This window comes from Streptomyces sp. NPDC051243, from assembly GCF_044455405.1.
Lineage (GTDB): Bacteria > Actinomycetota > Actinomycetes > Streptomycetales > Streptomycetaceae > Streptomyces.
The window spans coordinates 330,262-345,774 of sequence record NZ_JBITES010000008.1; the positions used below are offsets into that span (position 1 = coordinate 330,262).

13 protein-coding genes are annotated in these 15,513 nt (G+C 70.5%); 6 read left to right on the top strand and 7 right to left on the bottom strand.

Translation table 11 applies throughout. From position 1 onward, the window contains the following. Window positions 1-94: 94 nt before the first annotated feature. Window positions 95-1,525 carry a PspC domain-containing protein gene (locus ACIBAG_RS22360; protein ID WP_399107256.1) on the top strand — a complete coding sequence of 477 codons (1,431 nt, stop codon included), beginning with the start codon at window positions 95-97 and terminating at the stop codon, window positions 1,523-1,525. Further along, entirely contained in the window at window positions 1,512-1,751 is a 240-nt protein-coding gene (locus tag ACIBAG_RS22365) for a hypothetical protein (protein WP_399107257.1), read from the top strand. Before ACIBAG_RS22360 ends, ACIBAG_RS22365 begins: the two co-directional genes overlap by 14 nt. A gap of 205 nt (window positions 1,752-1,956) precedes the next feature. Here ACIBAG_RS22365 and ACIBAG_RS22370 read toward each other — a convergent pair whose 3' ends face one another. Continuing rightward, window positions 1,957-2,487 (bottom strand): DoxX family protein, encoded by a 531-nt coding sequence (locus ACIBAG_RS22370; RefSeq protein WP_399107258.1) that lies wholly within the window; start codon window positions 2,485-2,487, stop codon window positions 1,957-1,959. Between the two features lie 201 nt (window positions 2,488-2,688). After that, the gene (locus ACIBAG_RS22375; protein WP_399107259.1) at window positions 2,689-3,969 is read right to left on the bottom strand and encodes a hypothetical protein; all 1,281 of its coding nucleotides are present in this window, start codon (window positions 3,967-3,969) and stop codon (window positions 2,689-2,691) included. A gap of 385 nt (window positions 3,970-4,354) precedes the next feature. On the opposite strand from ACIBAG_RS22375, the gene ACIBAG_RS22380 reads away from it, so the two are divergent. Then, window positions 4,355-5,248, top strand: coding sequence for a DUF4429 domain-containing protein (locus ACIBAG_RS22380; protein ID WP_399107260.1), 894 nt, complete (start codon window positions 4,355-4,357; stop codon window positions 5,246-5,248). Between the two features lie 6 nt (window positions 5,249-5,254). On the opposite strand, the gene ACIBAG_RS22385 is transcribed toward ACIBAG_RS22380, so the two are convergent. Continuing rightward, window positions 5,255-6,061 (bottom strand): class II aldolase/adducin family protein, encoded by an 807-nt coding sequence (locus ACIBAG_RS22385; protein WP_399107261.1) that lies wholly within the window; start codon window positions 6,059-6,061, stop codon window positions 5,255-5,257. A gap of 142 nt (window positions 6,062-6,203) precedes the next feature. Between ACIBAG_RS22385 and ACIBAG_RS22390 the strand changes: the two genes are divergently transcribed. Then, the gene (locus tag ACIBAG_RS22390; RefSeq protein WP_399107262.1) at window positions 6,204-6,677 is read left to right on the top strand and encodes a pyridoxamine 5'-phosphate oxidase family protein; all 474 of its coding nucleotides are present in this window, start codon (window positions 6,204-6,206) and stop codon (window positions 6,675-6,677) included. A 9-nt stretch (window positions 6,678-6,686) separates the two neighbouring features. On the opposite strand, the gene guaA is transcribed toward ACIBAG_RS22390, so the two are convergent. Continuing rightward, a complete protein-coding gene (gene guaA, locus ACIBAG_RS22395; RefSeq protein ID WP_399107263.1) occupies window positions 6,687-8,261 on the bottom strand; it encodes a glutamine-hydrolyzing GMP synthase in 1,575 nt (524 codons plus the stop codon). A gap of 325 nt (window positions 8,262-8,586) precedes the next feature. Here guaA and ACIBAG_RS22400 point away from each other — a divergent pair, with 325 nt between their 5' ends. Further along, window positions 8,587-8,868, top strand: coding sequence for a chorismate mutase (locus ACIBAG_RS22400; RefSeq protein ID WP_126394339.1), 282 nt, complete (start codon window positions 8,587-8,589; stop codon window positions 8,866-8,868). Window positions 8,869-9,400: 532 nt separating this feature from the next. On the opposite strand, the gene ACIBAG_RS22405 is transcribed toward ACIBAG_RS22400, so the two are convergent. Continuing rightward, complete coding sequence (locus ACIBAG_RS22405) at window positions 9,401-10,546, bottom strand: hypothetical protein (RefSeq protein ID WP_399107264.1); 1,146 nt, start codon at window positions 10,544-10,546, stop codon at window positions 9,401-9,403. Between the two features lie 257 nt (window positions 10,547-10,803). Here ACIBAG_RS22405 and ACIBAG_RS22410 point away from each other — a divergent pair, with 257 nt between their 5' ends. Then, the gene (locus ACIBAG_RS22410) at window positions 10,804-11,862 is read left to right on the top strand and encodes an LAETG motif-containing sortase-dependent surface protein (RefSeq protein ID WP_399107265.1); all 1,059 of its coding nucleotides are present in this window, start codon (window positions 10,804-10,806) and stop codon (window positions 11,860-11,862) included. Between the two features lie 92 nt (window positions 11,863-11,954). Here ACIBAG_RS22410 and ACIBAG_RS22415 read toward each other — a convergent pair whose 3' ends face one another. Both ACIBAG_RS22415 and ACIBAG_RS22420 read right to left on the bottom strand, forming a co-directional pair. Then, window positions 11,955-13,763, bottom strand: coding sequence for a GMC oxidoreductase (locus ACIBAG_RS22415; protein WP_399107266.1), 1,809 nt, complete (start codon window positions 13,761-13,763; stop codon window positions 11,955-11,957). A 48-nt stretch (window positions 13,764-13,811) separates the two neighbouring features. Then, window positions 13,812-15,425, bottom strand: coding sequence for a succinic semialdehyde dehydrogenase (locus ACIBAG_RS22420; protein ID WP_399107267.1), 1,614 nt, complete (start codon window positions 15,423-15,425; stop codon window positions 13,812-13,814). Window positions 15,426-15,513: the final 88 nt, after the last annotated feature.

Genomic DNA, 15,513 nt, shown 5'->3' on the forward strand with positions numbered 1-15,513 from the left:
ACGCTTCCCCGGCCCTCGCCTCAGGGCCGATATCAGGGTCCGACCAGGGTCGTTCCGACTCCCGCTGAGCCGACCCGCCCGTCACCATGGACACATGACTGATCACCAGCACGCCGCGGACTCCGTGCCCGGGCCGGACCCGGTGCCCTCCGCGGGCATCCCGTCCGGCCCGGCATCCGCGAGCGCCGCGGGTGAGGAACCGCGCGCATACGCGGGCGCGGAAACAGAGGCGTCCGCGGAAGCGGGCGTACCCGACCCGCCGCACAGGTTCCGGCGCGACCGGCGGCACAAGCTGCTGGCCGGAGTGTGTGCCGGGCTCGGGCGGCAGTGCGACATGGACCCGGTGATCTTCCGGATCACCCTCGCCGTGCTCTCCGCGACCGGCGGCATCGGCCTCATCTTCTACGGCTTCGCCTGGCTCTTCGTCCCGTACGACGACGAGGAGAACGAGGTCCGCAAACTTCTGACCGGCCGAGTGGACGGCCAGGCGCTGACGGCCGTGCTGTTCGCGCTCGTCGGCTGCGGCGTGTTCCTGACCCTCCTGACCAACGGCGGCGTGCTGGCCTTCGCCGTAGTCCTCTCCCTCCTCCTCGCGGGCGCAGGTTACTGGTCCCGGCACCGCGGCGCCCCCGACGCCGACCTGCTCGCCGCCCAGGCCGTCGCCGACGCCCCGCCGGAGGCCCAGGCACCGCCGGTCCCCGCCGCCTACGGCTCCTGGTGGCGCGACCCCATCGTCAAGGACGGCACCCACGAGGGCGGCACCGGTTATCTCTGGGGCCCCCGCGACTCCCGCGACCGCGACATCGCCGCGGCCGTCAACATCAGCCTCGGCACCACCTGGCACAGCCGCGAGGACATTCGGGCCCGCAGTCCCCGTCCACCGAAGCAGCGCGGTCCCCGCTGGATCGGCGGCTGGGTGTTCCTGCTCGCCCTGCTCGCCGGTGCGCTCGGCACGAGCGCGACCTGGGAGGACCACGCCCTCGGCACCAGCCTGCAGACCGGCCTGTCCTGCGCACTGCTCGTCCTCGGCCTGGGCATAGCGGTGAGCGCGTTCCTGGGCCGCACGGGAGCGGGCTCCATTTTCCTGGCGATCATCACGGCGGGGCTGCTGGCCGCCTCGGCGGCACTGCCGAAGGACATCACCACCCACTGGATCGAGAGGAACTGGCGGCCGGCGGCAGTGGCCGACGTCGAGCCGCAGTACGACCTGGGCACCGGCGTCGGCACTCTGGACCTGACCCGCGTGACGTTCACCGAGGACCGGACCGTGACCACCAGAGCCGATGTGGGCGTGGGCGAGCTGAAGGTGATCGTCCCCAAGGACGTGACCGTCAAGGTGAGCATCGACGTAGGAGTGGGGGACATCCAGTTGCCGGGTGACGACGAACAGGATGTGGATGTGGCACCGGGCAAGCACAAGGAGCTGACCCTGACACCAGCCACAGGCACCAAGTCGGCGGGCACGCTCGACCTCGACCTCAGTGTCGGCGTAGGACAGGCGGAGGTGAGCCGTGCTGCGTCATGAGTTCCAGCCCGGCAGGCTGGTCGCCGGCGCCTTCCTGGCCCTCGCGGGCATCATCTACGCCGGCGACGCGGGCGGCTCCTGGGAGACGCCCTGGTTCGTGGTGATACCACTGGTCGTGGGCGGCCTGTGTCTGGCGGGCATAGCGGCGGCGACGACCCGAGGCATACGCAGACGCCGCCGATCGCACCAGGGAACCGCCACGACACCCCCGGATCCCCAACCGTAGGCACCCCACTGACGTCGCGATGAAGGCATCCCTGACCCCGAACCGAAGACACGCCACTGACCCGAACCGGAGTGATTCCTGCCCGACCAATGGCTCCCCAACGGCCGCGCTCCCGCCCCGCCTCTCCCCCGCACGCCATCGCCCGAAGACCGCACGCGCACCCGACAACCCCCGCACGCGCCACCGGTAGCCCTGCCGGCTGGGGCTACCGGTAGCCTCCCGCCCGCTGTCGTCGCCGGTTGCGCAGGGCGGCGTCCACGGAGTAGAGGGGGGCGCCGGCGAGTACGAGGGGCAGCCACGCCATCAGGTAGGCGAGGTCGTTGCCGTAGTAGTACGGATCGGTGGCCCAGCTCACCGTCAACCACAGGCTCAGCGAGATGAGCGCGCCGCCGAGTGCCGCCAGACGGGCGAGGAGTCCGATGAGCGTGCCGATGCCGACGGCCAGTTCACCGAAGGCGATCGTGTAGCCGAAGCCGACGGGGCTCTCCAGTGCCAGGTCGACCAGGTCCGGGATGGCCGCGGAGTCACGAACGGCACGCATCAGGTCGCCGATCGAGCCCGAACCGGAGTCCTTCAGGAAGGCGCTGTCGGTGAGTTTGTCGAGACCGGCGTAGATGAAGGTGATGCCGAGGAAGACGCGGAGAGGGAGGAGTGCGTATCGGCCGGCGGTGTCCCGCCAGTCCCGGCCGCCGTCGAGATAAGGGGAGTGCGTGTCCGTGTGCATACCGTGAGTCATCGCCGTAGCCGCCTCTCGCCCGCCGTGGGTGACCCCTCAGGGAACGATACGTACGCGGTGACCGCGCCGCTCATTCCGATGCCGCCCCGTATTTTCCGACGCACCGGCGGCTGGAGGAAACCCCGCGTCGACACAGAGACCCTGCACAAGCCACCACAGCAGTGCCGACCCCCGACCGCCGTCACTCACTCAGTCACTCAGTCACTCAGTCACATCAACCACGTACCGATTCGTCTCCACGCCCGCCGCGGTAACGACCTGCACCTCCACCCGCCCCGGCTCCACATCCGCGGGAACCGGCACCGTCAGCACCGCATCCGTCGGATTGCTGAAGCCGCCGGCCACCGGCACCAACGGCACATGGACATGCACCGCCCCGATCCGCACCACCATCCGCGCCAGCCGGTCCGCGCCCTGCGCCCCTGGCGGCACGAAGCCGGCGCCCCGGATCTCGATGTCGTCCCCCGTACGGATCGGCGCGTCCAGATCCCCGGCCTCCCGTGCCCGCACCACCGAGAGAATCACCGGCCGACCCCCCTCCGCGTACTTACCGGCGAGATACGTCGCCGCCGACACCAGCACCACCACCGCCAGCCCCCACGGCAGATCCGGCAGCTGATCCGGACGGCGAGCCAGCCGCACCGCCGCGAACAGCAACGCGACCCCGCCGATCACGACGTACTGGATGTCCGCGAACGTCCCCCGTCCCGCGTCATCCGTCAGCAGGTCCGACGCCCGCGGCCGATCCGCGCGCACCTTCTGCAGCCGCTGCCCGAGCACCCGCACCCCGACCACCCGCCGCACCAGCACCGCGATCGCGCACACCACGGCGAGCACGGTCACCACACCCGCACCCCGCCCGAGTTCGAGTCCGGCGATCAGTGCGTCGCGCTCCCGGTGCCCGGACGCCCCCGCGAGCCGCCCCACCAGCACGAGCACGGCGTACACCACGAACAGCACCCACGCCCCGGCCACCGCGCGGGACGTGGACAGTCGGTTGTCCTCACCGATGACCGGTGCCAGCGCGCCACCCCGCGCCCGGTGGAACCACGACGCCGCGGTGAGTGCCCCGGCCGTGAGCAGCGCCGCCAGGAGCCCGGCCGTACGCGCCGACGTCCACCCCGCGCCGATCGCCGTGAGCGCCTGCACGAGCAGCAGCACCACGACCAGGGCCCAGACCACCGACGCCGTACGAATCCACAGCCGTGCCAGCCAGGCCTGGCCCTCGGCCCGCCCCCGCTCGGCGACCAGTTCCGCGGACTGCGTCAACTCCGTGGAGACCCACTGCCGGGAGGCCGAGGGAGAATGAGCCACGGCGGCCGGCAGCCCCTGCCCCGCGGCGAACCCGTCCCGCTTCAGCAGAAATTCGGCGACCGCCCGCCGATGCCCCGCACGCGCCCCGTGCGGACAGTCCCCACAGGTGCAGCCACCCCCGTGCACGCCCGCTACCGAGCCGCCCTGCCCAGCCTCCTGCACCGCCACGCCCGACGCCCGCCTTCCCAACGACCTCACGACCCAGTGGCCCCACGACCAGTGGCCCCACGACCAGTGGCCCCACGACCAGTGGCCCCACGACCAGTGGCCCCACGACCAGTGATCGGAATGAGTGACCAGTGACCCGAATGACCAATCACCTCATGGCCTTATAGCCTCACGGCCCCACCACCGGCAGCCCGTCTCAGATACCGGCCACCCCGCCGGGCCGAGACGGATTCCGGCCACCTTGCGGACCGGCGCCCGCACCACCGGCAACTCCCTTGCGACGAAAGCGAATTGTGCCCTAACGCCCCCACTCCGCGCCCGGCGGGTCCGGCAGGCGCGGGTGACGTCCGGACCTGCGTGTTGACCCGGCTGCGAGAATTTCCCCATGGCCGAGATCATCCAGCGCGACGGGACCTGGGCCTTCGACGGCACAACGGTCCGGATCACGCCGGGACTCCACCGCTCCGTGCCGCTGTTCCGGCAGACGTACGGAGAGATCGCCGTACCCCTCGAGGCCGTGGCGAGCATCGTCTTCGAACCCGAGCGCAAGCGCGGACGGCTGCGGATGCGGCTGCGCGAGGGCGCGGACCCGCTGCTGCAGGCGACCGGCGGCAGGCTGCCGGACGCGGCGGATCCGTACCGGCTGACGGTGGAGGTCGACCGTGCCGGGGTCGCCGAGTACGTCGCCGAGGAGATCCGCCACGCTCTGCTCCTGGACCAGATCCCGAAGGAACCGACCAAGACCTATCTCCTCCCCGGCCCACCGGTCCCGGTCTCGGTCCGTTCCTCCGACGGCACGGTCTCCTTCGACGGCTCCCAGGTGCGGATCGACTGGTCCGACACCTCCGACCGGGTCAAACGGGCGACCGGCCCGCGGATCATCAGCCTTAGCGACCTCGTCCAGATCGAGTGGCTGCCCAACTCCGGCTACGAGGACGGCTTCCTGCGCTTCGTGACCCGGGAGACGCTGTTCTCCAAACTGCCGCCGGACAAGGACCCGTACGCCCTGGACCTGTGGGGCAGCGCCCGCCGCGATCTGCTCACCGCGCTGGTGGCCACCGCGGTCACGGCCCGCATGCCCCACCCTTCCACCCGCACAGCGGTCGACCGCGCCGACCGCCCCGACCGCCCCCAGCCGGTGGCGTCCGTCCCGCCCCCGGTCGACCATCACGACGTACTGCTGCGCAGGCTGCGGGAGTTGGGGGAACTGCACCGGGACGGCGTCCTCACGGACGAGGAGTTCGCGATGACCAAGGCGGTGGTCCTGCGGGGCTTCTGATACGGCTCAGCTCAACAGGTCGGGCTCACTGCGGCTGATGTCCTGCCACAACGGCTGATAGTTGATCCACGCCACCAGATCCCCGCCCAGCTGCTCCCGCGTGGACACCGCCGGCCGATGCTCGATCAGCACCGGACGCCCCGCCGCCTTCGCGGTCAGCTGCACCTGGCAGGACCGTTCCATCGACAGGAACCACCAGGCGGCTGCGTCCACCGAGTCCCCGACGGTCAGCAGGCCGTGGTTGCGCAGGACGAGGGCCTTGCGGGAGCCGAGCGCGGCCGCGATCCTGCGGCCCTCCTCGGCGTCGACGACGACCCCCGAGTAAGCGTCGTAGAGCGCGTGGTCCTCGTAGAAGGCGCAGCTCTCCTGGGTGATCGGGTCCAGCAGCTCGCCCAGCGCCGCGAGCGCGCGCCCGTGCACCGAGTGGCAGTGGGCGACCGCGACGACGTCGGGGCGGGCGGCGTGGACCTGGGAGTGCACGGTGAAGGCGGCCTGGTTCACGTGGTAGCGGCCGTCGATCACCTGGCCCTCGGAGTTGGCGAGGACGAGGTCGCTGACGGTGACGTGCTTGAACGGCATCCCGAACGGGTTCACCCAGAAGCAGTCGCTGAACTCGGGATCGCGCGCGGTGATGTGCCCGGAGACCCCGTCCTCGAACCCGAGCCGCCCGAAGATCCTGAGCGCCCCCGCGAGCCGTTCCTTGCGGTGCCGGCGCTCGTCCTCGACGGATTCGTGCATCGGCGGCATCGCGAACTGCAGCTGATCGGTCGGCAGCGGCGAGGGCGGAATGGGCCCGAGGGGCGTCCCGTGCATGTGTCCTCCAGCACTGGGTTGCTTACGGGGCGGAAGTTACCGTCGGTCAGCGCAGGAGAACAGAGATGTTCTGTAAAGATCCGACGCCCGGGTCGGCGTAAACCGGACAGCAGCTGTCGGGTATCAGCGCCACACTCACCGTATGGCAGCGAACTGGGCAACCTTCATGGCGGCGCAGCCGGACCTGGCCCGCACCGCGGAACAGCGTTTCGGCGCCTACACCCACCACGTCCTGGCCACCCTCCGCAAGGACGGCTCTCCGCGCACCACCGGCCTGGAGGTCCGCTTCCTGAACGGCGAGCTGTGGCTCGGCATGATGCCGGACTCGCTCAAGGCCCTCGACCTGCGCCGCGACCCGCGCTTCGCGCTCCAGGCGAACCCGGGGGACGGTACCGGAATGGGCGGCGGGGACGTGCGGATCAGCGGACGGGCGGTCGAGGTCGAGGACCCCGAGACCAAGAAGGCGTATACACAAGAGGTGGAACCGCCGGAGCCGTTCCACCTCTTCCGCACCGAGCTGACGGAGGTCGTGCGGACCTACGTGGAGGACGACAAGTACCTCGTCGTCCAGATCTGGAAGCCCGGAGAGCCGGTGCGCACTCTCAAGCGGACCTGACCGGCGGGACTACTCCCACTCGATGGTGCCCGGCGGCTTCGACGTCACGTCGAGCACGACCCGGTTGACGTCCCGCACCTCGTTGGTGATGCGGGTCGAGATCCGCGCCAGCACGTCGTACGGCAGCCGCGACCAGTCGGCGGTCATCGCGTCCTCGGACGAGACGGGGCGCAGGACGATCGGGTGGCCGTAGGTCCGCCCGTCACCCTGCACACCCACGCTGCGGACGTCCGCGAGCAGGACCACCGGGCACTGCCAGATGTCCCGGTCGAGGCCGGCCGCCGTGAGCTCCTCACGGGCGATGGCGTCGGCCTCGCGGAGCAGGTCGAGCCGCTCCTTGGTCACCTCGCCGACGATCCGGATGCCCAGACCAGGGCCCGGGAACGGCTGGCGCTGGACGATCTCCTCCGGCAGTCCGAGCTCCTGGCCGACCATCCGGACCTCGTCCTTGAACAGCTTGCGCAGCGGTTCGATCAGCTGGAACTCGAGGTCCTCGGGCAGGCCGCCCACGTTGTGGTGGGACTTGATGTTCGCCGTGCCGGTGCCGCCACCGGACTCGACCACGTCGGGGTAGAGGGTGCCCTGGACGAGGAACTCCACCGCCGGACCCTCGTCCGCGATGATCTCCGCCTGCGCCTGCTCGAAGACCCGGATGAACTCGCGGCCGATGATCTTCCGCTTCTCCTCGGGGTCCGAGACACCCTTCAGGGCGGTCAGGAACCGCTCCTCCGCGTCGACGACCTTCAGCTGCACGCCGGTCGCGGCCACGAAGTCCTTCTCGACCTGCTCGGTCTCGCCCTTGCGCATCAGGCCGTGGTCGACGTACACGCAGGTCAGCTGGGAGCCGATGGCCTTCTGGACGAGGGCGGCGGCGACGGCGGAGTCCACGCCTCCGGACAGACCGCAGATGGCGCGCTTGTCGCCGACCTGCTCGCGGATGGCCGCGACCTGTTCTTCGATGACGTTCCCGGTGGTCCAGGACGGCGTGAGCCCGGCACCGCGGTACAGGAAGTGCTCAAGCACCTGCTGGCCGTGCGTGGAGTGCATGACCTCGGGGTGGTACTGGACGCCGTAGAGCTTCTTCTCGTCGTTCTCGAAGGCGGCGACCGGGACGACATCGGTGGAGGCCGTCACGGAGAAGCCCTCGGGGGCGGCGGAGCAGGCGTCGCCGTGCGACATCCACACGTGCTGCTCGGCCGGGGTGCCCTCGAAGAGCGTGGAGGACGACTTCGACACGTGGAGATCGGTACGGCCGTACTCGCGCGCACCGGTGTTGTCGACCGTCCCGCCCAGGCTCTGCGCCATGAGCTGGAAGCCATAGCACATGCCGAAGACGGGGACGCCGGCCTCGAAGAGGGCGCGGTCGAGGCGGGGGGCGCCCTCCTCGTACACGGAGGAGGGGCCACCGGAGAGGATGATCGCCGCCGGGTCCTTGGCGAGCATCTCCTCGACGGGCATGGTGCTCGGCACGATCTCGCTGTAGACCCGGGCCTCGCGGACGCGACGGGCGATGAGCTGGGCGTACTGCGCACCGAAGTCGACGACCAGGACGGTGTCGGGGGCGGCGGGGTTCGCTGATGACACGGGTTGCCTTCCGGCGGTGAGCGAGGTGTGGGTGTGAGGCCGAGTCTACCGGGATCCGCGGGAGCACCCCTGGGGCAAGCCCCGTCTCAGGATCCGAACCTGGTTGGACACCTCCACGGGGCCAGGCATACTGACCCCATGCTCACGCACCCGACCTTCCTCTTTACCTATGGCATCCGGCCCGCCGGCTGCCATGGTCGTGCTGCTTGAGCAACTGACAAGCGACTTCCCAGGCGCCCCGGGCCGACAAGGTCCGGGGCGTCTGTCGTTTCCGGGCCCTGTCGCTCCGGGGCACCGCCCCTTCGACTTCGACGAGGAGCCCCGCATGACCGCCATCGACGTGACCGGCGCCCGCACCACCGAGGCCGCGGACGTGATCACCGGTGCCCGTGAACGCATCGACGCCCTGGACGACCGGATCATCGGGCTGATCCAGGAACGCATGGCCGTCTCGGCCGTCATCCAGGAGGCGCGGATCACCTCCGGCGGCCGGCGGGTGAACCTGTCCCGCGAGATGGAGATCCTCAGCCACTACAGCGAGGCGCTGGGCAAGCCGGGCACGTCGCTCGCCATGACGCTGCTCGAACTGTGCCGCGGTCGCATCTGAGTTCGGGGCCCGTCTCACCCGTACGGTGCGTGACGCCTCCCCCAGCCCTTCGTTGGTACCGGTGTCCGTGCCAGCCAGGGGCGGGCCCGAAAGAAACCACGCGTGGCTCACTGGAGCGATGAGGCGTACGGATCACGCCGTATGCCGTGGGACCTCGCTCCAGGTAGGTGACCGGACGGCAGGGGACAGCAGCCCGGTCACCCAGGAAGGTCGGCTCCGGGGACGCCCGGGGCCGGCCGGCGGAAGTGCGAGAAGACCTAACGGAACGCAAGAAGGCGTACAAGACCGGGTCAAGCGGTTGCGGCGGCCGGATCCATCCAGCACGATGCGTAGAAACCGCCGGGTCCCGCCGACCCGGCCCCCGGACAACTGCATTGCCAGAGGTCGAGACCATCCGTGACCAGCGGCGCAACCCCCCGGCGCCGCTCCCCAGGCACCGACGCTGCCCTGACGTCGGTGCTGACGAAAGAAGGGCCCCGCGGCTACAGCCCGCGGGGCCCTTCTCATCCCGTACGGACGATCCCCGACGGTGCTAAGTGCGCGAGAGCGTGCCGCACTCCGCTCCCGCCCCCGCCTTCGCCCCGTCCAGCTCCCTGCTCCGGTCGTACGGATCCACCACCTCACCGGACGGCTCGGGGCTGGCGTCCAGGTCGGCCCGGAACCTCGGATGGATGAAGCCGTCACCCTGCCGGCAGGCGTCGTTGCCGATTTGGCTGCTGTGGTCGAGCAGCCAGATGCGCCCCTCGGTCGCCTGGTACCTGGCGGGGTCGACGACCTCCACCTCGATGGCGCGGCGGACGATCGTGCGCGTGACCTCCTGGCCGCCGCCGGCCCGCGCCACCGGGTACACGAAGGTGTAGTCGGCCCGGATCAGCGCCTTTCCGCTGCCCTCGCCGGGTTCGACCGTCATGCGCCCGCGCACCTTCACCTCCGTGCCCACGAGCTCGATCTCGTCCGGGTCGAAGCGGGTGAACTTCCACTTCGGATCGTTCTGGGCGGTGGGACGGCGCAGGCCCGCACGCAGACGATCGAGGAACTCCTCGGCCAACGGGTCGATGAGCGCCAGCGCCTGCTTCGGCTGGGCGCCGTAGAGCACGTCACGGTCGAGGTTGGAGGCGACGAGGAACTGTTTCGTGAGCCGCAGCGCCGTTTCGATCCGCGCGGCGGAGACTCCCCTGACGGCCTTGGCCTTCGGCACCTCGATGGCGTCCGCGCCTTCCGCCCACCGCTCGGCCGGGGAGCCGGCGAACGGCCGCTTGCGGGTGGGCTGACCTGCCACGTCGGCGGGCGCCCCGCTGGGCCGGGTCGTCTCCGCGCCCAACGGCGAGGCCGACGGAGCGTCCACGTCGACACCCGAGCCGCCGGGCAGCCAGGACAGCGCGGCGGACGGCTTGAGGGCGATCACGGCAACGGCGACGGCGAGCAGCACGCCGAGCACGCTCCACACCTTCCGGCGCCGCGCGGCCCGGCCGTTCATCTCCTGCCATGCCGGGCCGGTACGCCACCCTGCGGGCACTTCTCCCCGCTCGTCCTGTCGGCGCAGGCGCTCGGTGACCATGCGGGCGCGGGCGGAGGGTTCCTTCGGGGCGGCGGAGGCGTGGTCGCGTTCGGCGTCCCGGACGAACTTCTCCCATTCCTCGTCCGGTATGGACGAGGGCTCGGACGGCTTGTCGGTCACGGCGGTTCGCGCTTCCTCTCGGTGGGCTGTCGGCCGGCTGAGCGTACGTCAGCTCCGGGCCTCCGCAAGGGCCGCTCCTGAAGCCATGCAGGTGTGATGCAGGCCACATAAGAAATCCGTCAGGGCAGGCACAACCATTCACAACCTTCACGGATCAAACCCTGCGTACCAACGGCCACACCCGCGCCCCACACGCGGAGGCCTCCCTCCCATACGCGTGTTGCGACGTCGCAGCACTACGGACTTTCGAGGTCTTCATGAAGCTTCGCCGCGCCCTGGCCGCCGCAGCCACGACGGCTGTCATAGCGCCGATCGCGCTGCTGTCCGCGCCGGCCGCGTTCGCCACGGACGACCCGACGTCGGCGCCCACCGAGACGGTGACCGAGGCGCCGACCGACACGCCCACCGAGGACGCGACCACGCCGGCCACCGAGGAGCCGACGCCCACCGAGGACGCGACCACGCCGGGTACCGAGGAGCCGACGCCCACCGAGGACGCGACCACGCCGGCCACCGAAGAGCCGACGCCCACCGAGGAGCCGACGACCTCCGTCTCCCCGTCCCCCTCGGAGAGCACCCCGTCGGAGGACGAGGAGCCCTGGAACCCCTACGAGGACTGCGAGACCTTCGACCTCGACGACAACCTCACGGCCGAGATCTCCGGTCTGCCGAGCAAGATCGTCGCGGGTTCGGGCTGGCACAACTTCGAGTTCGTCGCCACGAACAACTCCGACGACGACCTGGAGAACGTCTGGATCGAGGCGTTCACCGAGTACGCCGGTGTGAACGAGGGGCACTCGCTGTCCGAGGACCTGGCCGAGATCCAGGTCAAGGAGGACGGCGAGTGGACCAGCGCCTACCAGGACCGCTGGGAGTCCGAGGACGGCGAGATCCACTTCACCGGTAGCTTCGTCGCCTCCCTCGACAAGCTGGAGGCGAACTCCTCCGCATCGCTGGACCTCCGCGTCCGCGTGAAGTCCTCGGCCCCGGCCGGCGCGTCCTTCGCGCTGAGCCAGGCGATCTACGCCGGTGAGGACGCCGCGTGCTACGGCAACGGTGAGTTCTACGAGTTCACCGTCCTCGCGGCGGGCAGCGACCCGGGCAACCCCGGCGACGCCAAGCCGAACGGTGAGAAGCCCTCGGGCATCGACGGCAAGAAGCCGCAGGGCGAGGTCCAGGAGATCACCGGCAACCTGGCCGAGACCGGTTCCAGCTCCAACCTCCCGGTCATCGCGACCATCGGTGGCGTCGCCGTTCTCGCGGGTGCGGGCGTCGTGTTCGCCATGAAGCGCCGCAAGGTGGGTGCGGAGGCGTAAGCCTCGGCAGAGCTTGACGCAAGACAGAGAAGGACCTGCGCTCGGAGGGGGGCGCAGGTCCTTCTCTGTTTCCGTCTGTCGCCGCTCGGCTGCTACTTCTTCGGCGGCACGGCCGGCATCCCCAGGAACGGCAGCCTCAGCGCCCCGAACGCCTCCGCCGGTACCGCCGGCGACTTCGGCTCGACCGGCTTCAGGCGTTCGTACGCCGCTCCCTGCGCCGGCCGCGGGTCGGCGTCGCCCTTGTTGGGCCAGTACGACATCGCCCGCTCGGCCTGCGCCGTGATCGTCAGGGACGGGTTGACGCCCAGATTGGCCGAGACCGCCGCGCCGTCGACGACCGAGATGCCGGGGTGGCCGTACAGACGGTGGTACGGGTCGATCACGCCGGTCTCGGGTGAGTCGCCGATCGGGCAGCCGCCCAGGAAGTGGGCGGTGAGGGGGGTGCCCATCAGCTCGCCGACGTTGGAGCCGGCGAAGCCGTTGATGTCGGCGGCGATCGCGGAGGCGGCTTCCGAGGCGGCCTTGATCTGCTTGGGGTTGGGGGCGCCGTGGCCCTGGCGGGCGGTCAGCAGGCCCTTGCCGACGCCGTCCGGCTTCAGATACGTCGTCAGCGAGTTGTCCAGCGACTGCATCACCAGGCCGATGATGGTCCGCTCCGACCAGCGGCGGTTGGAGAGGGAGCGGAGGACGAGGAGGGGGTGGCGGGCGGCGTTGGCCAGCCAGGCCGCGACCCGCGACGAGCCCTCCGCGTAGGGGACCTGGAGGATCGACAGGCCGCCCATCGAGTTGGAGCCCTTGCCGTAGCGGACGGGCTCTATGTGGGTGTTCTCGTCCGGGTGGATGGACGACGTGATGGCGACTCCGCGTGTGAAGTCGACCTTCGGCTCGCCCGTCGCCTTGCGGTAGCGCCGGTTGTCGGTCTGCGCGCCGACCAGGGCCTCGGAGTTGGTGCGGGTCAGCTCGCCCAGCTTCGGGGAGAGGTACGGCAGTTGGCCGCCCGCCTTCATACGGTGCAGGAGGGTCTGGGTGCCGTACGTGCCCGCCGCGATCACCACTCGGCGGGCCTTGAAGAGCCTGCCCTCGCCCTTCTTCCTCCGGTCGGTCGGCAGCGTCGCCACCGCGTAGCCGCCCTGGGAGTCGTCCGTGACGGAGACCACCGTGGTCAGGGGGTGGACGACCGCGCCCGCCTTCTCGGCGAGGTAGAGGTAGTTCTCGTTGAGGGTGTTCTTCGCGCCGTGCCGGCAGCCCGTCATGCACTCACCGCACTCGGTGCACGCCTTGCGGGCCGGGCCCGCCCCGCCGAAGTAGGGGTCGGCGACCTCCTGCCCGGGCCCCGCCTTCGCCTCCCCGTCGGCGTCCTTGCCGTCGCCGAAGAACACGCCGACCGGCGCCATATGGAAGGTGTCGCCGACGCCCATCCGCTCGGCGGCCGCCTTCAGATGGACGTCGGACGGGGTCATCGTCGGGTTGAGCCGTACGCCGAGCATGCGCTGCGCCTGGTCGTAGTACGGCTTCAACTCCTCCTGCCAGTCGGTGATGTCCCGCCACTGGGGGTCGTCGAAGAAGGCCTTCGGCGGTACGTAGAGGGTGTTGGCGTAGTTGAGGGAGCCGCCGCCGACACCCGCGCCGGCCAGGACCATGACGTTGCCCAGCAGGTGGATGCGCTGGATGCCGTACATACCGAGTTTGGGAGCCCAGAGGTAGTTCTTCAGGTCCCAGGAGTTCCTCGGGAGGCTCTCGCGAGTCCAGCGGCGGCCCGCCTCCAGGACGCCGACGCGGTAGCCCTTCTCGGTCAGGCGGAGCGCGGTGACGGAGCCGCCGAAACCCGACCCGACGACGATGACGTCATAGTCGTACCCGGAGCCGTCGTCCTGTTTCTGGGCGGAGTTCTCCTGTGACACGTGCTCTCCTCGTTGAAAGCGGTGGTGCGGGCGGGCTCGACAGCGGCCCTAGCGGAAACGGAACGCCTTCATCACTCGCAGGCTCCGGCTCATGAACTGCGCGTACTTCTCGTCGTCCATGCCCAGCGACGGCGCCATCGGCAGCAGCCGCTGCTGGGCGACCGTCTGGGCCTCCGTGTACTTGAGGATGCCCTCGGAGCCGTGGCGGCGGCCGAGGCCGGAGTCCTTCATGCCGCCCATGGGCGACTGGACGCTGCCGTACGCCGGGGCGTAGCCCTCGTTGACGTTGACGGTGCCGGTGCGCAGACGGGCGGCGACCTCGCGGCCGCGGCGGCCGTCCTTCGTCCAGACCGAGGAGTTGAGGCCGTACGGCGTGGAGTTGGCGAGCTCGATCGCCTCGTCCTCGCTCTTGAAGCGGTAGATGGAGACGACCGGGCCGAAGGTCTCCTCGGTGCACACGGTCATCTCGGGCTCGACGCCGTCGAGGATCGTCGGCTCGAAGAAGTACGGGCCGATGTCGGGGCGGGCCGTGCCGCCGGCGACGAGCTTCGCGCCCTTGGCGACGGCCTCCTCCACGTGCCGGGTCACCGTCTCCAGCTGGCGCTCGCCGACCAGGGAGCCCATGTCTGCGCCGTAGGCGAGGGACTTGCCCAGCCGCATCGACCTGGTGCGGGCGGCGAAGCGCTCGACGAAGGCGTCGGCGATGGCTTCGTGGACGTACAGCCGCTCGATGGAGATGCAGAGTTGACCGGCGGAGGAGAAGCAGGCGCGGACGGCGCCCGCGGCGGCCTTCTCCACATCCGCGTCCTCCAGGACCAGCATGGCGTTCTTGCCGCCGAGTTCGAGGGAGACGCCGACCAGACGGGCGGCGGCGCCCTGGGCGACCTCGCGGCCGGTGCGGGTGGAGCCCGTGAAGGAGACGTAGTCGGCGTGCCGGACGACCTCGGGGCCGACGACCGGGCCCTCGCCGAGCACGACCTGGAACACATCGGCGGGCAGACCGGCCTCTATGAGCAGGTCACGGGCCCAGAGGGCGGTGAGGCAGGTCTCCGTGTCCGGCTTCATGACGACCGCGTTGCCCGCGACGAAAGCCGGGAGCGCGTCCCCGACGGACAGCTCCAGGGGGTAGTTCCAGGGGGCGATCTGGCCTACGACGCCACGCGGGTGGCGCAGTTCGGTGACGCGGGTGAGCGTGGGCATGGCGCCCGCGTGCCGCTTGGGCCTGAGGTAGGCGGGTGCCTTACGGCCGTAATGGCGGGCCGCGACGGCTACGGCCTGCACCTCCTCGTGGGCGTGCAGCCGGGCCTTGCCGGTCTCCAGCTGGATGAGGTCGAGGACCTCGGCCTGGCGTTCGAGCACCAGGTCGTGGAAGCGGAGCAGGACGGCGGCGCGCTGCCGCACCGGAACCTGGGCCCAGACGACCTGTGCCCTGCGGGCCGCCTCGAAGGCCTTCCGCACGTCCTCGGGCGTGGATTCCGGCAGGTCGGCCAGCTTCTCGCCGGTGAACGGCGTGTGGTTGGCGGTACGACCGGAGCCGACCACGCCCTTGGTGAGCTGGGCCACCAGCTCGGGGGTGACCACGTCGGCGGCGGTACGAGCGCCCTCCGGGGCGGGGGCGAGGGGGTTGGTGCCGGTCTTGGCCGGGGCCTGCGCGTCCGTCATGAGCCGCAGGGTATGCCGGAGCGGGGGCTTTGTGTACCCGTCGGTAACGCGGATTCACCGAGTGCTCACATGCCGCCAGTGACCACTG